This window comes from Thioalkalivibrio sp. K90mix, assembly GCF_000025545.1.
Lineage (GTDB): Bacteria > Pseudomonadota > Gammaproteobacteria > Ectothiorhodospirales > Ectothiorhodospiraceae > Thioalkalivibrio.
In genome coordinates this window covers 2036169-2057552 of record NC_013889.1, presented here as the reverse complement: position 1 = coordinate 2057552, position 21384 = coordinate 2036169, and the positions used below count along the sequence as shown (strand labels likewise).

18 protein-coding genes are annotated in these 21384 nt (G+C 66.9%); 17 read left to right on the top strand and 1 reads right to left on the bottom strand.

Annotated features, from left to right (window positions below):
• Positions 1-16: 16 nt before the first annotated feature.
• The 17 genes from rpsF (at position 17) to TK90_RS09625 (ending at position 20576) form a co-directional block, all read left to right on the top strand.
• A complete protein-coding gene (gene rpsF / locus TK90_RS09700; protein WP_012983301.1) occupies positions 17-421 on the top strand; it encodes a 30S ribosomal protein S6 in 405 nt (134 codons plus the stop codon).
• A 42-nt stretch (positions 422-463) separates the two neighbouring features.
• On the top strand, positions 464-688 hold the full coding sequence (gene rpsR / locus TK90_RS09695) for a 30S ribosomal protein S18 (RefSeq protein WP_012983300.1): 225 nt from the start codon (positions 464-466) through the stop codon (positions 686-688).
• Positions 689-719: 31 nt separating this feature from the next.
• On the top strand, positions 720-1670 hold the full coding sequence (locus tag TK90_RS09690; RefSeq protein WP_012983299.1) for a DUF2232 domain-containing protein: 951 nt from the start codon (positions 720-722) through the stop codon (positions 1668-1670).
• 68 nt (positions 1671-1738) lie between these two features.
• Positions 1739-2188, top strand: a complete 450-nt coding sequence (gene rplI, locus TK90_RS09685) for a 50S ribosomal protein L9 (protein WP_012983298.1) — start codon at positions 1739-1741, stop codon at positions 2186-2188.
• An 88-nt stretch (positions 2189-2276) separates the two neighbouring features.
• Positions 2277-3635: a replicative DNA helicase gene (gene dnaB / locus TK90_RS09680; RefSeq protein ID WP_041444266.1), complete on the top strand. Its 1359-nt coding sequence runs from the start codon at positions 2277-2279 to the stop codon at positions 3633-3635.
• Positions 3636-3705: 70 nt separating this feature from the next.
• Complete coding sequence (gene alr / locus TK90_RS09675; RefSeq protein ID WP_012983296.1) at positions 3706-4809, top strand: alanine racemase; 1104 nt, start codon at positions 3706-3708, stop codon at positions 4807-4809.
• A gap of 52 nt (positions 4810-4861) precedes the next feature.
• A complete protein-coding gene (locus TK90_RS09670; RefSeq protein ID WP_012983295.1) occupies positions 4862-6052 on the top strand; it encodes an O-succinylhomoserine sulfhydrylase in 1191 nt (396 codons plus the stop codon).
• A gap of 27 nt (positions 6053-6079) precedes the next feature.
• Positions 6080-7552 carry a cardiolipin synthase gene (cls, locus tag TK90_RS09665; protein ID WP_012983294.1) on the top strand — a complete coding sequence of 491 codons (1473 nt, stop codon included), beginning with the start codon at positions 6080-6082 and terminating at the stop codon, positions 7550-7552.
• 96 nt (positions 7553-7648) lie between these two features.
• Positions 7649-7993, top strand: coding sequence for a hypothetical protein (locus TK90_RS09660; RefSeq protein ID WP_012983293.1), 345 nt, complete (start codon positions 7649-7651; stop codon positions 7991-7993).
• Between the two features lie 107 nt (positions 7994-8100).
• Entirely contained in the window at positions 8101-8232 is a 132-nt protein-coding gene (locus TK90_RS15455; protein ID WP_012983292.1) for a hypothetical protein, read from the top strand.
• Positions 8233-8243: 11 nt separating this feature from the next.
• Positions 8244-10760, top strand: a complete 2517-nt coding sequence (locus TK90_RS09655; protein WP_012983291.1) for a heavy metal translocating P-type ATPase — start codon at positions 8244-8246, stop codon at positions 10758-10760.
• Positions 10757-12343 (top strand): multicopper oxidase family protein, encoded by a 1587-nt coding sequence (locus TK90_RS09650; RefSeq protein ID WP_012983290.1) that lies wholly within the window; start codon positions 10757-10759, stop codon positions 12341-12343. The genes TK90_RS09655 and TK90_RS09650 overlap by 4 nt, the downstream gene beginning before the upstream one ends.
• Before the next feature lie 28 nt (positions 12344-12371).
• Positions 12372-13208 carry a ferritin-like domain-containing protein gene (locus tag TK90_RS09645; protein ID WP_012983289.1) on the top strand — a complete coding sequence of 279 codons (837 nt, stop codon included), beginning with the start codon at positions 12372-12374 and terminating at the stop codon, positions 13206-13208.
• A 917-nt stretch (positions 13209-14125) separates the two neighbouring features.
• Positions 14126-14731: a TetR/AcrR family transcriptional regulator gene (locus TK90_RS09640; protein ID WP_012983288.1), complete on the top strand. Its 606-nt coding sequence runs from the start codon at positions 14126-14128 to the stop codon at positions 14729-14731.
• Between the two features lie 83 nt (positions 14732-14814).
• Positions 14815-15999: an efflux RND transporter periplasmic adaptor subunit gene (locus TK90_RS09635; RefSeq protein WP_012983287.1), complete on the top strand. Its 1185-nt coding sequence runs from the start codon at positions 14815-14817 to the stop codon at positions 15997-15999.
• Position 16000: 1 nt separating this feature from the next.
• Positions 16001-19135 (top strand): efflux RND transporter permease subunit, encoded by a 3135-nt coding sequence (locus TK90_RS09630; protein WP_012983286.1) that lies wholly within the window; start codon positions 16001-16003, stop codon positions 19133-19135.
• Entirely contained in the window at positions 19128-20576 is a 1449-nt protein-coding gene (locus TK90_RS09625; protein ID WP_012983285.1) for an efflux transporter outer membrane subunit, read from the top strand. The genes TK90_RS09630 and TK90_RS09625 overlap by 8 nt, the downstream gene beginning before the upstream one ends.
• A gap of 51 nt (positions 20577-20627) precedes the next feature.
• Here TK90_RS09625 and TK90_RS09620 read toward each other — a convergent pair whose 3' ends face one another.
• Entirely contained in the window at positions 20628-21383 is a 756-nt protein-coding gene (locus TK90_RS09620) for a UDP-2,3-diacylglucosamine diphosphatase (protein WP_012983284.1), read from the bottom strand.
• Position 21384 lies beyond the last annotated feature (1 nt).

Sequence of the window (21384 nt, the reverse complement as noted above, 5' to 3'; positions counted from 1 at the left end):
CCGCAAGGAGTCGAAAATGCGTCATTACGAAGTTGTGTTCCTGGTCCACCCGGACCAGAGCGAGCAGGTCCCGGCGATGATCGAGCGCTACAAGGGCCTGGTCGAAGGTCACGAGGGCAAGATCCACCGTCTGGAAGACTGGGGCCGTCGTCAGCTGGCCTACCCGATCCAGAAGCTGGTCAAGGCCCACTACGTGCTGATGAACATCGAGGCCTCGGAAGAGGCGCTGGAAGAACTGGTCAGTGCCTTCCGGTTCAACGATGCCGTGCTGCGCCACCTGGCCATGCGCATGGAAGAGGCCGTCACCGAGACCTCCCCGCTGGCCAAGGGCCAGGAAGAGGAAGGTGCCAAGGGCCGTCGCCGCGAGCGTGACGACGAAGGTGGCCAGGCCGCCTCCGACGACTCGGCCTCCGCCGAGTAAGTCCCGCCTGCCCGTTGACCGAATTTTTGAAGGAGATCTGACATGGCCCGTTTTCCGCGTCGTCGCAAGTACTGCAAGTTCACCGCCGAAGGCATCGATTACATCGATTACAAGGACCTGAACCTGCTGAAGGGTTTTGTAACCGAGACTGGCAAGATCGTGCCGAGCCGTGTGACCGGTACCAGCGCGAAGTATCAGCGCCAGCTGGCCACGGCCGTGAAGCGCGCGCGCTACCTCGCGCTGTTGCCGTACAGCGACAACCACTGATCCGCGCTCCGGTTCGCCCGGACGCACGGCCTTGCGTGTACTGGCCGAATTCGTGATGAAAAGCCGGGGCCGCGCCGTGGGCGCGGTCTCCGGCTTTGGCGTTGCGGGGCTCTTCCTGCCGCCGATCGCGATCGTCAGCAGTGCCCTGATTGCACTGGTCGGCCTGCGTGTCGGCCTGGGGCAGGCCCTGCTCGTCGCCGCGTTGTCGGCGCTGGTGCTCGGGGCCGCGATGTTCGTGCTGATCCCGGAGGCCCCGCCGATGGCAGGCGTGGCCGCGGGGTTTGTGCAGTGGGCGCCGGTGGTATTGCTGGCCGAGGTCCTGCGCCGCACGGTGTCCTGGCGCATGACACTGAAGGCCGGTGCGATGGTCGCCGGGCTCGGCGTGCTGGCGGTGCATGCCCTGGTCCCGGATCTGCAGACGGCCTGGTCCGAGGCGGGCATGGCCCTGCTGGGACCGCTGGTCGAGGGTACGGATACCGGGGCTCAGGAGCTGGAAGCCGCATTGCGCCGGGCCGCGCCCTATCTGACTGGGCTGTTTGCCGGGATCGTGCTGCTGAGCCTCACGCTGAGTTTGCTGATCGGGCGCTACTGGCAGGCACTTCTGTACAACCCGGGGGCGTTCGGCGAGGAGTTCCGGGCGCTCCAGTTCGGACGGGCGATGAGTGGCGTCACCGTCGGGCTGGGGCTGATCGGGCATCTGGGCCCGGTTCCGCTGGCGACCGAGCTGGCGTTCATTCTGGGGGTGCTGTTCTTCCTCCAGGGGATTGCACTGGTGCATGCGCTGACGCATCACCAGGGCATGAGCAGCTTCTGGCTGGTGGGCATGTACGTGCTGATGGCGCTGGCCCTGCCGCAGATGTTCCTGTTGCTGGCGACGATCGGGGTGATCGATGCCTGGGCGGACATCCGTTCGCGCCTTGGCGCGCTGGGCGGGCGCAAGGGTCCGGGTGATGACGGCCCGGACGGTGACAACAATTCGTGAGACCGGTCGGCGACCGGTGTAGAATGCCTCGTTTTTGGGGCTGACCCAACGTTACAGGAATACCGAAGATGGAAGTCATTCTGCTGGAAAAGATCGATAACCTGGGTGGTCTGGGTGACCGCGTGACCGTGCGCTCCGGCTTCGCCCGCAACTACCTGCTGCCGCAGGGCAAGGCGAAGTTCGCCACCGCGGAGAACATTGCCGAGTTCGAGGCCCGCCGTGCCGAGCTGGAAAAGGCCGCCGCCGAAGCACTGGCCGCTGCCGAGGCGCGCAAGGCGCAGCTGGAAGGCACCGTGCTGGAGATCACCGCCAAGTCCGGTGGCGAGGGCAAGCTGTTCGGCTCCATCGGCCCCGCCGATATCGCCGATGCGCTGACCGCCAAGGGCACCGAGGTGGAGAAGAAGGAAGTGCGCATGCCGGAAGGCCCGCTGCGTACCACGGGCGAGTTCGAGATCGGTCTGCACCTGCATACGGACGTGGATGTCGACATCCACGTCGTGGTCATCGGCGAGGAGTGATCCTCCGCATGTCGGGAGAGTGGCCACAGGTCGCTGACGCCCGGCAGACTGGCCGGTTCGCATGGTGCCCCCGGGCATGAACCGGCCCATGACCCCGAATCCGCGCATCCCGCCGCATTCCGAGGAGGCCGAACAGTCGGTCCTCGGCGGGCTGATGCTGGATAACGCCGCCTGGGATCGGGTGGCGGACCGCATTACCGATGAAGACTTCTATCGCCATGACCACCGCCTGATCTACCGGGCGGTGGCCTCTCTGGCCGAACGCAATGCCCCGTTCGACATGGTTACCGTGTCCGAGCAGCTCGAGCGCACCAGTGAGCTGGAGGACGCGGGCGGCATGGCCTATCTGGGCCGCCTGGCGGCGGAGACCCCCAGTGCCGCGAATATCGTGGCCTACGCAGATATCGTCCGCGAGCGCTCCATCCTGCGGTCTCTGATCTCGGTGGGTACCGAGATCGCGGATTCGGCGTTTGTTCCCGACGGCCGCGACTCCAAAGAACTCCTCGACCAGGCCGAGCAGAAGGTCTTCCGTATCGCCGAGCAGGGTTCGCGTGGCGCCCGGGGCTTCCGCGGCATGAAGCCGCTGCTGACCGCCGCGGTCGAGCAGATCGAATACCTCTACGAGACGCAGAACCCGATCACCGGTGTGGCGACCGGGTATCAGGATCTGGATGCCCTGACGTCGGGACTGAACCCCGGCGATCTGGTGATCGTCGCCGGGCGTCCGTCGATGGGCAAGACCTCGTTCGCGATGAACATCGCCGAGTACGTGGCGATGAAGAACGCCGAGCCGGTCGCGATCTTCTCCATGGAGATGCCCGGCGAGCAGCTGGCGATGCGTCTGTTGTCCTCGATGGGCCGGATCAACCAGCAGAAGCTGCGCTCCGGACGCCTGGAGGACGGCGACTGGCCGCGCCTGACCAGTGCCGTGCAGATGCTCTCCGAGGCACCGTTGTACATCGACGACACCCCGGCGCTGTCACCCACCGAGTTGCGCGCCCGTACGCGCCGCCTGATGCGCGAGCACAAGGGGCTCAAGCTGATCGTGGTCGACTACCTGCAGCTGATGCAGTCGCCCGGTAGCAGCGAGAATCGCGCCAATGAAATCTCGGACATCTCGCGCTCGCTGAAGGCCCTGGCGAAGGAGCTGAGCGTGCCGATGATCGCGCTGTCGCAGCTCAACCGCTCGCTGGAGCAGCGCCCGAACAAGCGCCCGGTGATGTCCGACCTGCGCGAGTCCGGGGCCATCGAACAGGACGCCGACATTATTGCCTTCGTCTACCGCGACGAGGTCTATAACGAGGAGTCCCCCGACAAGGGCACGGCCGAGATCATTATCGCCAAGCAGCGTAATGGCCCCATCGGGACCGTGCGCCTGACCTTCCGCGGACAGTTCACCCGCTTCGAGAACTATGCCCCGGACGTCTACGGCGGGATCGAGCAATAGGGGAATAGCGAGCTATGTACCCACTCGTGCTAGCGCCCCATGTTCTGCGATTCCTGGTCCGAGGCGACGTGTGAGGCGCGCGGCCAGCATCCAGCTTCATCCCGAGGCCCTGCGGCACAACCTGTCCGTGGCACGGCGCCTTGCACCCGCTGTTCCCATGTGGTCGGTGATCAAGGCAGAAGGCTACGGTCACGGTCTGCTATGGGCAGCCCAGGCACTGGCCGACGATAGTGACGGGCTGGCCGTTTCTCAAGTCTGTGAGGCGCGGGCCCTGCGCGCGGCCGGTTTCGAGGGCGCGTTGCTGGTGCTGCAGGGCCCGCGCGACCTTTCTGAGGTGCATGCCTGCACCGAGTTTGACCTCCAGCCCGTCCTGCACCATTCGGCACAACTCGATCATCTCGAGGCCGCCAGCGTCGTGCTCCCCGTCGTCTGGATCAAACTGAATACCGGGATGAACCGGTTGGGTTTCGAGCCAGCGCAGGCGCCGAAGGTCGCCACGCGATTGCAGGCTGCCGGTCACGGGCAGGGCGGATTGCACTGGATGACCCATATGGCCTGTGCCGACGAGCCGGAGCACCCACAAAATGCCCGCCAGCTGGACGCCTTCGCTACGACGGTGGCGGCGTTTCCGGGACACCGCAGCGTGGCCAACTCGGCGGCCCTGTTTGCCGGCTGGGGTCGCGGCGGGGCGGCGGCGGGCGAGTACTGGGGCCGCCCCGGAATCATGCTCTACGGTGCGCATCCGGCCTCGGTACCCGCCGAGCATCTGCCGGAGGGTCCGGATGGCGACCTGCGTCCAGCGATGACCGTGCAGGCCCCGATCATTGCCACCCAGCCGCTCGCACCCGGCAGTACCGTCGGCTATGGCGCGACCTGGACCGCCGATGCGCCCGGGCGTGTCGGGATTGTGGCGATGGGATATGCCGATGGGTACCCGCGCCATGCCCCGTCGGGCACGCCGGTCCTGGTGAACGGGGAGCTTTGCCCTTTGATCGGGCGCGTCTCCATGGACATGCTGGCGGTGGACCTGTCCGGGGTGCCCGCGGCGCAGGTCGGGGACCGCGTGACCCTGTGGGGGGAAGGCCTTCCCGTGGAACGCGTCGCGCGCGCAGCGGGGACGATCAGCTACGAGCTGCTGACCCGCGTGGCCGACCGGCTGCAGCCCGGAAACTGAGCGCCGCGCCGGGTACACTGTCGGGTCTGCAATCCGCGCTTCGAGAAACCCGATGACCGACTTCGACCCCAGCGAATACGACCCGCAGACCGTGGCCATCCGGCACGGCTACCAGCGCACGCCCGAGGGCGAGCACTCCGAGGCGATCTTCCCGACCTCGAGCTTCGTGTTCGGCTCGGCCGCGGAGGCCGCGGCGCGCTTCGGTGGCGAGAGCCCGGGCAACATCTACTCGCGCTTCACCAACCCGACCGTGCGTACCTTCCAGGACCGCCTGGCGGCGCTGGAAGGGGGTGAGGCCTGTGTTGCCACCGCCTCCGGGATGTCCGCGATCCTCGCCACCATGATGGGCCTGCTGAAGGCCGGCGATCACGTGGTCTGCTCCCGCTCGGTGTTCGGCACCACCACCGTGTTGTTCAACAACTACCTCGGGCGTTTCGGCGTGGAGGTCACCTACGTCGAGCTGTCGAACCTCGAGGCCTGGGAGGCCGCGACCCAGCCGAACACCCGGCTGTATTTCTGCGAGACGCCGTCCAACCCGCTGGGCGAGGTGGTGGATATCCGCGCGCTGGCGGACATCGCGCATCGCCACGACGTAGTGCTGGCGGTGGACAACTGTTTCTGCACGCCGGCCCTGCAACGCCCGCTGGATCTGGGCGCCGACATCATCATCCACTCGGCAACCAAGTTCCTCGACGGCCAGGGCCGCTGCCTGGGCGGCGCGGTCGTGGGCGACGCCGAGCGTGTGGGCGAGGAGGTCTACGGCTTCCTGCGCACGGCTGGCCCCACGCTCTCGCCGTTCAACGCCTGGGTCTTCCTGAAGGGCCTGGAGACCCTGGCCCTGCGGATGCGCGCGCACAGTGACAATGCGCTGGCCCTGGCGCAGTGGCTGCAGGCCCACCCGAAGGTCACGGCGGTGCATTACCCGGGTCTGCCGGATCACCCCCAGCACGCAATCGCGAAGCAGCAGCAAAGCGGTTTCGGCGGGGTGCTGAGCTTCGAGGTCGCCGGTGGGCGCGAGGCTGCCTGGTCGGTGATCGACGCCACGCAGTTCCTGTCGATCACGGCCAACCTGGGCGATGCCAAGACCACCATCACCCATCCGGCGACCACCACCCACGGCCGCGTGGACCCGGACAAGCGCGAGGCACAGGGCATTACCGAGGCCATGGTGCGTGTCGCCGTAGGACTGGAGTCCGTCGCCGATATCCAGCGCGACCTGGCCCGCGGGCTCGACGCGCTCTGACGCCGGCGCCGGGTTGGCCGCACGGATATGTCCAGACCCGAGTCCGGTGATCCCCACCCGCAGCCGCGCCGGCGCCCGCGCTGGCGCGTTCTGCTGGCGGTCGTAATCGGCTTCCACCTGCTGGGTTTCCTGTCATCGCTGGATGCGCTGATGTCCACCCGCACTTCGCAAGGGGCAGTGGCGTGGATCGTCTCGCTGAACACCGTGCCCTATGTGGCCGTTCCGGCCTACTGGGTCTTCGGTGCGAGCGAGTTTCGCGGCTATGTGGTCGCGCGCCGCGACGAGGACTCGAGTCTTGCCCGGGCACTGCAGCCGAAGACCGAGGAGCTGTGGTCGCACCAGTACATCGTCCCGGAACCCAGCAAGCATCTGGACGGGGTGCAGCAGCTCGCCCGCTGGCCGTTTCTGCATGGCAACGAGGTCGAACTGCTGGTGGACGGCGAGGCGACCTTCGACAGCATCTTCCGCGGGATCGAGCAGGCTGAGCGCTACCTGCTGGTGCAGTTTTACATCGTGCGCGACGATGACCTGGGGCGGGAACTCCAGCGGCGGCTGGTGGAGCGTGCCCAAGACGGGGTCGAGGTCTATTTCCTGTACGACGAGATCGGCAGCTACCGCCTGCCCGGGAGCTACCTGGATACCCTGCGCGAGGCGGGTGTCCAGGTCCAGCACTTCCACTCCACCCGCGGGCGCGGCAATCGCTTCCAGCTGAACTTCCGCAATCATCGCAAGATCGTGGTGGCCGATGGCGAACAGGCCTGGGTCGGCGGACTGAACGTGGGCGACGAGTACCTGGGGCGCGATCCGAAGATCGGTTCGTGGCGGGACACCCACCTGCGTATCGAGGGGCCGTCCGCGCTCGCGTTGCAGTCGGTGTTTCTGGAGGACTGGCACTGGGCCACCGAGGCGATCCCGGAGCTGGAATGGAAGCCGGCGACCATGGCGGACGACGGGGTTCCGGTGCTGATCCTGCCCTCCGGTCCGGCTGACGAGTTCGAGACTGCCAGTCTGATGATGCAGCAGGCGATCCATGCGGCCGAGCGGCGCATCTGGATTGCCAGCCCGTATTTCGTGCCGGACGAGGGCGTGCAGGGCATGCTCAAGCTGGCCGCGCTCAGTGGCGTCGACGTGCGCATATTGATCCCCGAGGTCACCGACAACCCGCTGACCACCCATGCGGCCTATGCCTTCCTCGGGCCGCTGCTGGATGCCGGCGTGCGCATCTACCGCTATCAGGAGGGCTTCCTGCACGGCAAGGCGTTCGTGGTGGACGACATGGGGGCGGCGGTGGGTACAGTGAACCTGGACAACCGTTCGTTCCGGCTGAATTTCGAGGTCACCGCACTGGTGATGGACCCAGCCTTCGCCCGCGAGACGGCGCGCATGTTCGAGGCGGATTTCGCCCGCTCGCGCGAGATGACCCGGCAGGACGTGGATGACCTGCCGCTGTGGCGTCGTGTGGCCGCACGAGCCGCCTATCTGCTGGCGCCGGTGCTGTAGCGTTCCGGGCGAAGATCACGCGGCTTGATCTGTGTCATGTGGACATTGAATGCCGGTGCTAGACTGGTACTCAGAATGCATTTTCGAGGCCTGCCCGTGTCGCGAGCCCTGCACCACCTGCTGACCCTGTTGATCGCCGCCGCGCTGGTCGCGGCACCGATTGCCAGTGCGGGGATGCTGCACGGGGAACCCGGGCCGGGAATGGCCGCGCAGGCCCACTGCCCGGACCAGGTTGCCGGCTCGCATTCGGACGATCCCGCGATTCAGCTCGAAGCCACGGCCTGCGAGATGCCGTGCGCGGTTTGTGGCATCTGCGGGGTGTCGGCCCTGCCTTCCTTCCTGACGACCCCCGTCACCGCTTCGCTGTCCCATCCTGTTCCGGGAACCGTGGCCATGGGCCCCGGTGCTCGCGCGGCCCCGGATCTGCGCCCGCCTCTTTGAGTCCTCCCCGGCCGGGCATTTGCCCGGCTTCGGGCGATCGTGGATCGCCCCCGCGGTGCGCCGTTTCGCGTACCGCCTTGGTACCAACGTCCCGGGAGGGCTACACCATGATGCATGAACAAGGTTTTGGCTGGATGTCCGGTCTTGGCTTCGGCCACGGCTGGATTGGACTCTTGATTCTGGTATTGCTGATCCTCGGGGTCGCGGCCTTGATCAAGTATCTGTTCAGTAATCGGTAAGGAGTCGCTCAATGACGACCGAAACCAATACGGTGACCCCGCGCGAGGCGGTGGTGATCGTGCCCGGCATGGGCTCGGACCATTGCGCGGGCATCGTGCGTGCGGCCCTGGAAAAGACCGCGGGCGTACAAACGGTGAGCACCAACATCGCTCGGCACCGAGTGACGGTCGGGTACGACCCTGACCAGGTGGACCCGCCAGGCCTGCGTGCTGCCGTGGAGGGCGCCGGCTACGACGTCGCCCAGGTGGAAGGCGAGTCGGGCGGCTCTGCGACCGTGCGCCTGGTGGTGCCGGGCATGGGTTCGGACCACTGCGCGGGGATCGTGCGCGCTGCGATCGAGAAGCTGGATGGTATCCAGTCGGTGCGCACCAATATCGGCGACCACCGTGTGACCGTGGAACCCGGCCCCGACGGTCCCGACCCCGAGGCCCTGCGCGCGGCGGTGGAGGGCGCCGGCTATGACGTGGCGGCGGTGGAGACCGAGGAGGCCGGCAGCGAGGCGGACGACGCCGAGATTGACGCGGCCTACCTGAAGCAGGCCTGGCGCCGGCTGTGGATCGCGATGATCCCGACCATCGCGATCATGGTCCTGATGATGCCGCACATGTTCTGGCAGGAGATCCCCGGCTATCTTCTGATTATCGCCGTGCTGGCCTTCCCCGTGGTCTTTATGGCGGGGGGTGCGGCGACGCACCGTTCGTCCTGGCGCGCGCTGAAAAGCGGCAGCCTCAACATGGACGTGCTGATCTCCATGGGCTCGTTGCCGCCCTACCTGATTGGGCTGATCGGCTTCATCTATCCAATGACCTCGTTCATCGAGATGGCCGCGACCATCATGGCCTTCCATATGCTCGGGCGCTATCTGGAGTACCGCGCCAAGGGCGAGGCCTCCTCCGCGATCCGCAAGCTGCTGGATCTGGGTGCGAAGACCGCCCGGGTCGAGCGCGATGGCGAGGAGGTCGAGGTTCCCATCAAGTCGCTGCAGGTGGGCGACGTGATGATCGTGCGTCCGGGCGAGAAGGTGCCCACCGATGGCGAGGTGGTGGCGGGCGAGAGCACCGTGGACGAGTCCATCGCCACCGGCGAGTCGGTCCCGGTGGACAAGGGCGAGGGCGACACCGTGCTGGGCGCGACCCTGAACCAGCAGGGGCGGCTGAAGGTGCGTGCGACCCGGGTCGGTGCGGATACCTTCCTGTCCCAGGTGATCCGGTTGGTCAACGAGGCGCAGGGCTCGCGCGTGCCGGTGCAGGAGCTGGCGGATCGCATTACCGCGCGCTTCGTGCCGGCCGTTCTGGTGATCGCGCTGGCGGCGTTCGCGGCCTGGCTGGCGTTCTCCGGGGCGTTGCAGCCGATCCTGATCTGGGGCGAGGGCTTCCTGCCCTGGGTGGATTCGGAGCGTCCCCCGCTGGTGCTGGCGATCCTCGCCGCGATCGCCGTGCTGGTCATTGCCTGCCCCTGTGCGCTGGGACTGGCCACGCCCACCGCCCTGATGGTGGGCTCCGGCATGGGGGCCGAGCGTGGTGTGCTGATTCGCTCGGGCTCCGCGATCCAGACCCTGAAAGACATCGCGGTGATCGTGCTCGACAAGACCGGCACCATCACCCGCGGGCAACCGGCACTGACGGATGTGATCGCGGCCGAGGGCTTCGACGAGTCCCGTGTGCTGCGGGCGGCCGCGGCGGTCGAGGCCGGTTCCGCGCACCCGCTGGCCGACGCCATCGTGCAGGGCGCGCGCGACCGGGAGCTGGAGGTCGCCGAGGTCGAGCAGTTCCAGTCGCATACCGCGCGTGGAGTGGAGGCCCGCCTCGACGGGGAACGGGTCCTGGTCGGCAGTCAGCGGCTGCTGGAGGAACAGGGCCTGGATGCGTCCGGCCTGCTGGAATCGCTGCGGCGGCTTGAGGAGGCGGGCAAGACGGCGATGCTGGTGGCCATTGGCGATCAACCGGCGGGCATTGTCGCGGTCGCCGACACGCTCAAGGAGGAGTCGCAGGTCGCCATCGAACAGCTGCATGCCCTGGGCATCCGCTGCGTGATGGTCACCGGCGACAACGAGCGCACCGCGAATGCCGTGGCCGCGCAGGTAGGGATCGACGAGGTCCGTGCCGGAGTGCTGCCGGAGGGCAAGGTCGAGGCCATCCGTGAGCTGCAAAAGGAGTACGGCGAGCACGTGGCCATGGTGGGTGACGGCATCAACGACGCCCCGGCCCTGCAGCAGGCCAATGTCGGCATCGCGATCGGGGCCGGCGCGGACGTCGCAATCGAGGCCGCCGACGTGACCCTGGTGCGTGGCGAACTGACCAAGGTGGTCGAGGCCGTGCAGCTGTCGCGGCTGACCTTCCGCAAGATCGTACAGAACCTGTTCTGGGCCTGGGGCTACAACACCGCCGCGATCCCGATCGCCGCGGCCGGCCTGCTGCACCCGATGATCGGCGTAATCGCGATGACCGCCAGCTCGCTGTCGGTGATCGGCAACTCCATCCTGCTGCGCCGGAGCATGCCGGCATCACATCCGCAAGGAAAAAAATGATGAAACGACGTCAATTTCTGGGGCTGGCCGCCGCGCTGCCCGTGATCACCACGTTCGGCGGCTGGACCCTGTTCAACCATGCGGTGTCCGCTCCGCGTTTCGACAACCCGCTGTTTCTGCCCGGGGCCGATGGTCCGTTTGCGGTGCTCGCACCCGATCAGCCGTTCACCCTGGTGGCCGAACAGGGATGGTTGCCGGTGCCCGGCCGCGCGGAGACACCATTCCTCTGGTACCGCACACAGGTGAATGGGACCGAGTACCAGAACCCGATCCTGCTGTTGCGCACCGGCGATGACCTGGATGTGACGCTCGACAACCAGCTCGACGAGGGCACGATCATCCACTGGCACGGCCTGCATGTGCCGGGCCGGGAGGACGGTCACCCGATCCATACGGTCGATCCCGGGGAACAGTACGAATACCGCTTCCAGGTGACCAACCGCGGCGGTACCTACTGGTACCACACCCATGCGCATCACCGGACCGCGCGCCAGGCCCACCAGGGGCTGGCGAGTTTTTTGCTGGTGACGGATGACGACAACGACGCCCTCAACGAGGCCCTTGGCCTGGAGCTGGGCAAGACCGACCTGCCACTGGTGTTGCAGGACAAGCGCTTCGACCGGCTCGGGCATCTGGTGTACCAGCCGAATCCGATGCAGGGGATGATGGGGTATCTCGGGGACGAGGTGCTGGTGAACATGACGCCGTCCGCCCGCCACGAGGTCGAGCGTCGCATCCATCGCCTGCGCCTGCTGAACGGATCCACCGCCCGGATCTATCGCCTCGCCCTGCGGGCCGATGGCGCGGCGGTCCCGTTCCAGGTCATCGGCACGGACGCGGGGCTGCTGGAATCGCCTTGGGAGGTGAAAGAGGCCTTCCTGTCACCGGGCGAGCGTCTGGAGCTTCTGGTCGATTTCGCCGCGTTTTCCGGAGGCGATCGAGTCGAGCTGCACAGCCTGGAATTCGACCCGATGGCCGGTGGCGGCATGATGCGTGGCGGCGGTATGGGCGGCGGCATGGGCGGAGGAATGGGGCGCATGATGGGTGGCGGCATGCACGACGGCGATCCGCTCGCACTGCTTGAGTTCGTGGTCCGCGAGGGCGAGGCGGTCACCGCCGAGGTGCCCGAGCGCCTGTCGCGAATCGACCCCATCGACGTGTCCAACGCAACCGAACGCGACATCCTCCTGGACATGGCCCCGATGCAGTGGCGTATCAATGGCGAGACGTATGACCCGGACCGGGTGCCGATCGAGGTGGAGGCCAACACCCAGGAGGTGTGGACGCTCCGCAATGCGGACCGCAGCATGCCGCACCCGATGCATATCCATGGCTTCTCGTTCCAGGTGCTGTCGCGCTCCGGTGGCCCCGGTTTCGTGCGCGAACAGGCGGTCAACGACGACGGGCTGACGGTCGCGGATCTGGGCTGGAAGGACACCGTCCTGCTGTGGCCGGGCGAGACCGTGCGCATCGCCATCGACTTCACGCACGACTACGATGGCGACCAGCTCTACGTGTTCCACTGCCACAACCTGGAACACGAGGACAACGACATGATGGTGAACGTCCGCGTGCGTGCCTGACGGCACGCCTGTACGTACAGGGAGATCCATGAACGCGACACCGCGACCGGAGGCGGGCCTCTACCGGGTGGCCGAGACCGCCCTGCTGGAATCCGACCCGGAGGCCAAGTGCGAGCGTGTGCTGGGGCTGATGGACGCCTGGTGGTCCGGCGCGACGGCGCCAGCAGCGGCGCCACCCCCGCAGCGCGTGGAGGTGCCCGGGCGCCCCGAGCGCCCGGTGCTCGTGCACCCGCGCGAGCTGCCCCGGCGCGGGCTGCACACGACAGCCGGGCGGGTAGCGCTGGTGCATGCCGTTGCACATATCGAGTTCAATGCGATCAACCTGGCGCTGGATGCGGTCTATCGCTTTCGCGACATGCCGGCGCCGTTCGTCAGCGACTGGCTGCAGGTGGCGGCCGAGGAGGCGCGTCATTTCCGGCTGCTGCGCGCGCGACTCCACGAGCTGGGAGCAGACTACGGGGACCTTCCGGCCCACAACGGGCTGTGGGAGGCCGCGCTCGCTACCGACCACGACGTGATGATCCGTATGGCGCTGGTCCCGCGCGTGCTGGAGGCGCGCGGGCTGGATGTGACGCCCGGGATGATCGAGCGGCTGACCGCGGCGGGTGATCACGCGACCGTGGCGCTGCTCGAGATCATCCAGCGCGAGGAGGTCGCCCACGTGGCGATCGGCACGCGCTGGTTCCGCGAACTGGCCCACGCGCGCGGGCTCGATCCCGAACCGCTGTTCCTCGAGCTGCTAGCCGAGTACATGCCGGGCCGCGTACGCCCGCCCTTCGCCCATGCCGCCCGCCGCGCCGCCGGCTTCACCGACTCCGAGATGGCGCAGCTGGAGGCCCAGGCCGCCGCCCCGACCTCGCTGTAGGATGTGATGAGCGCAGCGAATCGCACCGTTCCCCACGCCGTGCGAAACCCTGATGCGATTCGCTGCGCTCATCACATCCTACGCCCCCCGACGCCCGCGGGCGGGCGCGGCACGGGATGGTGGCAGGCCGCGCGTGCCCAGTCTGTCGGAACACCCGGGGGCAGTGATGAATGGACACGCTCGCGTTGGCAGCCCAGGTTCCCCGATCCTGCGTTGAGCCCCGAAGAAATCAAGAGCGGGCGGGTAGAACCACTACCCGCTGCCTGAGGCGCCTTGCCTCGGAAAACCTGGGGCGACAACCCCGCACCTGATTAGCAATGAGAGTAAGCCAGCCCCAAGGACTGTGCAGGCTCGGGTCTCCAGCTGCCCCCCCCTGTGTCGTCATCCCGGAAACCGCGTAGCGGTTATCCGGGATCTCCGCGCTTGGGGTTGCCCCGACGGGGGAGATCCCGGCTCTTCGCTTCGCTCCGGCCGGGATGACTGGGCAGGGGTAAGGGGCCTCAGGAAGGTGACACTCCCAGGAAGGCCTGGATCAAAGTGGCCCGGGACGGCCCATGCACGTCCCCGAATGAGTCCCAGCCGCTGGCTGACTCGCGTTGCTAATCAGGACACGGCAAGTCATTGAGTGAAGGGGCTCGGCCGCCCGTTTTCGTCAACACGGGCGTGCGCAGGGTGTTGCGGCTCCCTGGTGCAGAGTGAGTGCACGCCAGTCACCGCGCCTTGTGCGCACGCAAAGGCGACGCGCGCGTGCGTGTGCATTCATCAATGTTCCCCAGGTGGCCGATCGGCGTCTGCGCCGTCCGCCCGCCGGTATTGGAGATTCCCGTTTTGACAGGCCTTTGTTGGTGTGAAACCATGCGGACTGACGGGTCCGTCCGTTTGGGGCCTGCATCAAGGACACACGGCGGGAAGCGGAAGTGAGCCAGGCGCGATACGCACGAAAAACCCCGGATGCAAGGAAGACAGAGCTGCTTGCCGCCGCGGTAATGGTGTTTGCCGAGCGCGGGTATCGATCCGCGGACGTTCAGGAAGTTGCCGATCGGGCCGGCGTGGGCAAGGGAACCGTGTACCGCTATTTCAGCGGCAAGGAAGACCTGTTCTGCGCCGCGCTGACCCAGCAGGTGGACGCGCTGGAAGCCCGGATGTGCGAGGGGCGTGATCGGCACTCGGATCCGCTGGAGCGACTCCGCTCCGGCATTCGTGCGGCCTTTGCCTTTTTCGACGAGCACCCGGAAACCGTCGATCTGTTCATCCAGGAGCGGGCGGAATTTCGCGATCGGGGTACCCCCCTCTATTTCGCGCGCTCCATGTCACGGCGTCATGAATGGGCGCCCGAGTTCGAGGCGCTGATGGTTTCCGGGCGAATGCGCAAGCTTCCCGTGGAGGCACTCATGGATGGGCTGGGCGACCTGGTGTACGGGGCCGTGATGTCAAGTGAAGCGTCCGCCGGTCGCCCATGCCTGGTGGACCGATTCGACCAATTGTTTGACATCTATCTGCACGGCGCGCTCGAGGGGTCCTGACCCGGGCGGCCGCACGCAGCCGGATGGCAGCGTCATTGTGTGTGCCGGGGTCCCGTCACACGTTCTACTGGCTTGGAGTCAACATGTACCGAACCGCATCCGTTGTGAACCAGACGCTCGGCCGCCTGTGGCCGCGACGCGGGGTTCGCGCCCCTATTGCGTTGCTGGTCCTCCTGCTCCTGCTGACCGCCTGCGGGGCCCCGCAGGACGACGCGGGCGGGCAGGAGCAGCCACTGCCTGTGGTCACCGTGCAGGCCGTCACGCCTCAGTCGGTCCAGGTCGAGGGCGAGTACGCCGGCCGCGTGCGCGGTTTCCGGGAAGTGGAAGTGCGTGCCCGCGTGGACGGCATTCTCGAGGAACGTCTCTACACCGAAGGGCAGCTGGTGCAGAAGGGCGATCCACTGTTCCGCATTGACCCGGAACCCTACGAGATCGCGGTGCGCCGTGCCGAGGCCGAACGCGCGGACGCCAGGGCCAGCCTGGCCGATGCCGAGCGGGAATGGGACCGCATCTCGGGTTTGTACCAACAGGATGCGGTGAGCCGCCGCGAACGCGACCAGGCGGAAACCAATCTGCAGCTTGCAGAGGCGCGGCTGGCCATGAGCGAGGCGGCGCTGGCGGATGCCCGCCGTAATCTGCGATATACGGAGGTCACGGCACCGGTGTCCGGTGTCACTGATCTGGAAACCCTGCCGGAGGGCAGCCTGATCGAACGGGGCGCGCTGTTGACGGTGGTCACCCGCCACGATCCGGCCCATGTGCGCTTCTCCCTGCCGGAGAACGATGCGGCCATCCAGCGCGTGGCACGCCGCGCCATGGGGCGCAGCCAGGATGAGGTGCAGACGTACGCGGCCCAGGTCATTTTGCCCGGTGGCGACGCCTATGAGCTGGAGGGTCAGGTGGATTTCACCGCCAGCACTATCGATCCGCGCACCGGCACGGTCTCCGCCCGAGCGGTGTTCGAGAATCCGGATGGGGATCTGGTTCCCGGCCAGTTCGTGCGTGTGCGCCTGGTCCTGCAGGAGCTGGAGGATGTGTTCCTGATTGACCAGAACGCCGTGGGTGAGGGTCGGGACGGGCCCCGGGTGTTCGTGGTGGATGACGAGGACGTGGCGCATGTCCGCACCGTGCGGCTCGGGCCGGTGGTGGATGGGCGCCAGGTGGTGCTCGAGGGGCTGGATGAGGGGGACCGGCTTGTGGTGATCGGGCAGGTGGCGCTGAGTGACGGCGCCTCGGTCGAGGTCACCGAGACCAACGGGGAATCCTGACATGCTGCGCTTCTTCATCGACCGGCCGATCTTCTCCTCGGTCATCTCGTTCGTTATCGTGTTGGCGGGGCTGGCGGCGCTGAGCGCGTTGCCGGTAGAGCAGTACCCGGATGTGGTGCCACCGCAGGTCGTGGTCCAGGCCAACTATCCCGGTGCCAGTTCCGAAGTGCTGGCGGAATCGGTCGCCGCGCCGCTGGAGCAGGAAATCAACGGCGTGGACAACATGATCTACATGGAGTCCACCAGCACCGATGCCGGCTCCCTGCAGATCGCCGTCTCGTTCGAGATGGGCACCGATCCGGACCAGGCGGCCATCAACGTCAATAACCGGGTGCAGGCCGCCCTGCCGCGCCTGCCGCAGGAGGTGCGGGATCAGGGCGTGCGGGTGGAAGCGCGCTCCACCAACATTCTGATGGTGCCGGTGCTGAGCTCGCCGGATGGCCGCTACGATTCGCTGTTCATCAGCAATTACGCGCTGCTCAATGTGCTGGACGAACTGGTCCGTCTGCCCGGTGTCGGCGACGCCAGCCTGTTCGGCGCCCAGGATTACTCCATGCGCGTGTGGCTGCGGCCGGACAAGCTCGCCCAGTTCGAGCTCACACCGTCCGATGTGACCGCCGCGATACGGGAGCAGAACGCCCAGTTCGCCGCAGGGCGCATCGGGGCGGAGCCGGCACCGGAGGGGCAGGCCTTTACCTTCACGGTGACCACCGATGGGCAGCTCGACAACGCCGAGGCCTTCGAGGACATCATCCTGCGCTCCGGGTCCGATGGCAGCACCCTGCGGCTGGGGGATGTGGCAAGGGTCAGCCTGGGCGCCCAGAACTACGAGTTTTCCGCCACCTATAACGGTGAGCCAACCGTGCCCCTGGGCGTCTTTCTGCAGCCCGGCGCCAACGCGCTGGACACGGCCCGGGAGGTGCGGTCGGCCCTCGACGAGTTGTCCGAGCGTTTTCCGGACGGCCTGGAATACACGGTAGCCTACGACATCACCGAGTTCGTGGAGATCTCGGTGCGGGAGGTCTTCATCACGCTGCTGATCGCCGTGGCGCTGGTGGTGCTGGTGACCTTCCTGTTCCTGCAGCACCTGCGGGCCACGCTGATCCCCGTGGCGGCCATTCCGGTGTCCCTGATCGGCACGTTTGCCGGCATGCAGGCGATGGGCTTTTCGGTCAATCTGCTGACCCTGTTCGGCCTGGTGCTGGCGATCGGCATTGTGGTCGACAACGCCATCATCGTTATGGAAAACGTGGAACGGCTGATGGCCGAAAAGGGCTTGAAGGCGCGCGAGGCGTCCATTGAAACCATGCAGCAGGTGGCCGGGGCGGTGGTGGCCTCGACCCTGGTGCTGGTGGCAGTGTTCGCGCCGGTGGCATTCCTGGGAGGCCTTTCCGGGGAGTTGTACCGTCAGTTCGCGGTGACCATCGCCGTGTCCGTGGTGGTTTCCGGCGTGGTGGCGCTGACCTTGACGCCGGCCATGTGTGCCCTGCTGCTGGACAAGCAGAAGCACACGGTGTCCCGGCCGTTCGCCCTGTTCAATAGCGGCTTCAATGCGCTGACCCGTGGTTTCGTAGGAACGGTGGGCTGGCTGTTGCGCCATCGCACGGTGGGTGTGGCGCTGTTTCTGGGTTTCTGCGCGACGACGGTGTTCCTGCTGGACCGCCTGCCATCCGGTCTGGTGCCGCAGGAAGACCAGGGCGTCGCGCTGGTGGTGGGCCAGTTGCCGCCGGTATCGGCTCTGGGGCGCACGGAGCAGGTGCGGGACGAACTGACGGACCGCCTCCGGGAGATCGAGGAGATCGACGAGTTCACCGCGTTCGCCGGATTCGACATTATCGCCTCGTCCCTGCGTACCAACGCCCTGGTCGGCTTTGCCAACCTGAGCGACTGGTCCGAGCGCCGAGCTCCGGACCAGCATGCCTCGGCGGTTGTGGGCAGGATCATGGGTGTCGGAGCCGGGATCCCGGAGGCCAATGTGTTCGCCTTCGCGCCGCCGCCTATTCAGGGCTTGTCACTGACCGGGGGGGTGGAAGGCTACCTTCAGGTCCGCGGTCAGACCACCACGGACGAAGTGGACGCAGCGGCCCAGCGGGTGGTGCAGGCCGCCAATGAACGGCCCGAGCTGGTTAATGTGCGGGCCACGCTGGATACCAACATGCCGCGCTACAGCGCCACCGTGGACCGGGAGAAGGCCCGCGCCATCGGCGTGCCCATCAACACCATCTTCGAGGCCATGCAGAGCACCTTCGGCGCCTTTTATGTCAACGATTTCACTTACCAGGGGCGTTTGTGGCGGGTGAACGTGCAGTCCGAAGCGGAGTTCCGCAGTCGCGAAGAGGACCTCCGGCATGTGTTCGTGCGCTCGGATGCCGGGGAGATGGTGCCCGTGGATTCCCTCGTGAGCCTGGAGCGGGGCAGCGGCGCGGACATTATCAACCGCTTCAATATCTATCAGTCGGCGCGCTTGCTTGCGGATGCGGCACCGGGTTACACCACGGGCCAGGCCAAGGAGGCATTGGAAGCCGTGGTGGCCGAGTTGGACTCGGACGCCAACACCACCATGGGCTGGATTGGCGAGGCCTACCAGCTGGACGTTGCCGCCGGTGCCGCTGGCGCGGCGTTCGGTCTGGGGCTGCTGATGGTGTTCCTGATTCTGGCCGCCCAGTACGAGCGTCTGACCCTGCCCCTGGCGGTGGCCACCGCCGTACCCTTCGGTGTGCTCGGCGCGGCCCTGGCAACCATGCTGCGCGGCTTTCCCAATGACATCTACTTTCAGGTAGGGCTGCTGGTGCTGATCGGCCTGGCGGCGAAGAATGCCATCCTGATCGTGGAGTTCGCCGCGCAGAACCGGCGCGAAGGCATGAGTTCTACCGATGCCGCCATGGCGGCGGCGCGGCAGCGTTTCCGTGCGATCGTCATGACCGCGATGACCTTCATCATCGGCACGCTGCCGCTGATGTTCGCCACCGGAGCCGGCGCGGCCAGTCGACAGGAGATCGGCACCGTGGTGGTGGGCGGCATGATCGCGGCCAGCACCCTGGCGCTGCTGTTCGTGCCGTTGTTCTACAAATTGCTCGAGGATCTGGTCACTTGGCGTCAGCAACGTCGCGAGAAGAAGGAGGCCAGCCATGCGTAAGTGGGGCTTGACCGTTGCTGCGGCGTTCTTACTCGGTGGCTGCGCCGTGGGGCCGGACTATGAGCGCCCGGACTTTGATCTTCCGGAGGATTGGCCGGAACACGTCCTGCTCAGTGCCGAGGAGCAGGAGGCCTGGCAGCAGTGGTGGACCCGTTACCAGGATCCGCAGCTCGACGCACTGGTGGCGCGGGCCCTGGACGATAACCTGGATGTCCGTCTGCAGGTGCAACGCATCCAGGAGTCTCGCGCCCGTCTGGGCCTGGCGGAGGCCAACCGGTTGCCCACGCTGGACGCCCAGGCAGAGGCGGCACGGGAACGGCAGCCGGAAGGGCTCTCGCCGATCCCGGGTGGGGGAGGCACCGACAACCTGTTCTCGATCACGGGGATTCTGGGATATGAGCTGGATCTGTGGGGCCGCCTCGCCCGCCAGGAGGAAGCCGCCGAGGCCTTTCTGCAACAGTCTCGGTTCAGCCATGAGGCGGTCCGGCTGAACGTGGTGGCGGACGTGGTCGCCACCTACGTGAATCTGCGCAGCGCGCAGGAACAGCTGGCTATCGCCGAAAAGACGGTGGAATCCCGGGAGCGGACCCTGGAACTGGAGCAAATCCGCTACGAGGGCGGCCAGACGGACGCTCTGGTCTTGCGCCAGTCGGTGGCCGAACTGGAAACCACGCGCGCGCGCATCCCCTCACTGCGTCAGCAGGTGCAGACCCTGGAGGGGGCACTCGCGGTGCTGGTGGGCATGTCACCGCGCGAGCTGCTGGACGAGCTGGATTTCGGGGATCGTCGTCTGGCCGACCTTGAACTGCCGGCGCATGTGCCTGCGGTGATGCCATCCGAACTGCTGCGCCGGCGGCCCGACATCCGCGCCGCCGAGGCGGAATTGATGGCCTCCACGGCCGAGATCGGCGTCGCCGAGGCGGACCGGCTTCCGCGCCTGAACCTGATGGGGTTCCTCGGCACCGCCGCCACGGAAACCAGCGACCTGTTTACCCGCTCGGCCGAGACCTGGGGCGTGGGCGCGACCGTGGCCGGGCCGCTGTTCGACTTCGGTCGCGCCCGGGCCCGGGTGGAGACCGCAGAAGCCCTGCGTGATCAGGCGGAAACCCGTTATGCCATGACCATGACGCAGGCGTTTCGCGAGGTGCGAGACGCCCTGGTGCTCTACGAGGCCACCGACGAACGTGTGGGTGCGGTCAGGCGGCAGGTACAGGCCATCCAGGAAACGCGTGATCTGGCGGAGATCCGGTATGAAGAAGGCTTTACCGGGTTTATCGAGCTGCTGGACGCTGAACGCGCGTTGCTGGACGCAGAGCTGGCTCTGAGTGAGGCCTTGCGGGATCGGCTCAATGCAACCGCGACCTTGTTCAAGGCGATGGGTGGCGGCTGGGATGGGGAACGATCCGCGCCCCCTCATGCGGAAGCTCGCGTTGAGGACTGAAGGTCGTACGATTAAGGCAGCGTCTGCCTGGGGGAGCCGGAACGCGCGCGTTCAGGCGTGCAGCAGGTGCGCCGGGTAGGGTGAGCCGTCCAGCTGGCGAAGGACCGGGCCGGTCGCGTCGATCTCCAGATACCCCGGGTGCTCGTCCCAGGCGGGGAGGACGCAGCGCTGGCGGGGCTGGCCGTCAACGGTGAGTTCGTGGATGGCCGGGCGGTGAGTGTGGCCGTGGATCATCAGCGGGACGTCGGCGTCGCGGAAGACGTCGGCCACTGCAGTCGGGTTCACGTCCATGATGGCAGCGGCCTTCATCTGGCCGTTGTCGCGGCTGGCGGCGCGCATGGCTTCGGCCTGGCGGATGCGTTCCTCCAGTGGATGACTCAGAAATCCCTTTTGCCATTCGCCACTGCGTACCTGCTGGCGAAAGGCCATGTGCTCGGTGTCGTCGGTGCACAGCGAGTCGCCGTGCAGGAGCACGGCGGGTCCGCAGGGCAGGGCGGCGTGCAGGGGTTCGGGGGCGAGCTGCATCCCCGCGCGCGCGGCGTAGGCCTCGCCCACGAGAAAATCCCGGTTGCCGTGGATGAAGGCGACCGGGATCTCGAGTGACTTGAGGGCCTCGGCGAGTTGTTCGGCGGCCGGGAATCCGGCGTCATCGCCGACCCAGTATTCGAACAGGTCGCCGAGGATGTACAGCGCCGAGGCGCTGCGCGCCGGGCCCTTCAGGAAGGCGAGTGTGGCCTCCAGCAGGGGGCCGGGCTCGCGATCCAGGTGCAGGTCGGAAATGACCAGGGCCGGCGCGCTCGAAGCCACG

Excerpts from the sequence above, each read along its gene's own strand:
- TK90_RS09670 (WP_012983295.1), top strand. The coding sequence starts at position 4,862 with ATGACCGACTTCGACCCCAGCGAATACGACCCGCAGACCGTGGCCATC.
- TK90_RS09655 (WP_012983291.1), top strand. The coding sequence starts at position 8,244 with ATGACGACCGAAACCAATACGGTGACCCCGCGCGAGGCGGTGGTGATC.
- TK90_RS09635 (WP_012983287.1), top strand. The coding sequence starts at position 14,815 with ATGTACCGAACCGCATCCGTTGTGAACCAGACGCTCGGCCGCCTGTGG.
- TK90_RS15455 (WP_012983292.1), top strand. The coding sequence starts at position 8,101 with ATGATGCATGAACAAGGTTTTGGCTGGATGTCCGGTCTTGGCTTCGGC.
- rpsF (WP_012983301.1), top strand. The coding sequence starts at position 17 with ATGCGTCATTACGAAGTTGTGTTCCTGGTCCACCCGGACCAGAGCGAG.
- dnaB (WP_041444266.1), top strand. The coding sequence starts at position 2,277 with ATGACCCCGAATCCGCGCATCCCGCCGCATTCCGAGGAGGCCGAACAG.
- TK90_RS09630 (WP_012983286.1), top strand. The coding sequence starts at position 16,001 with ATGCTGCGCTTCTTCATCGACCGGCCGATCTTCTCCTCGGTCATCTCG.
- rpsR (WP_012983300.1), top strand. The coding sequence starts at position 464 with ATGGCCCGTTTTCCGCGTCGTCGCAAGTACTGCAAGTTCACCGCCGAA.
- TK90_RS09650 (WP_012983290.1), top strand. The coding sequence starts at position 10,757 with ATGATGAAACGACGTCAATTTCTGGGGCTGGCCGCCGCGCTGCCCGTG.
- rplI (WP_012983298.1), top strand. The coding sequence starts at position 1,739 with ATGGAAGTCATTCTGCTGGAAAAGATCGATAACCTGGGTGGTCTGGGT.
- cls (WP_012983294.1), top strand. The coding sequence starts at position 6,080 with ATGTCCAGACCCGAGTCCGGTGATCCCCACCCGCAGCCGCGCCGGCGC.
- TK90_RS09625 (WP_012983285.1), top strand. The coding sequence starts at position 19,128 with ATGCGTAAGTGGGGCTTGACCGTTGCTGCGGCGTTCTTACTCGGTGGC.
- TK90_RS09645 (WP_012983289.1), top strand. The coding sequence starts at position 12,372 with ATGAACGCGACACCGCGACCGGAGGCGGGCCTCTACCGGGTGGCCGAG.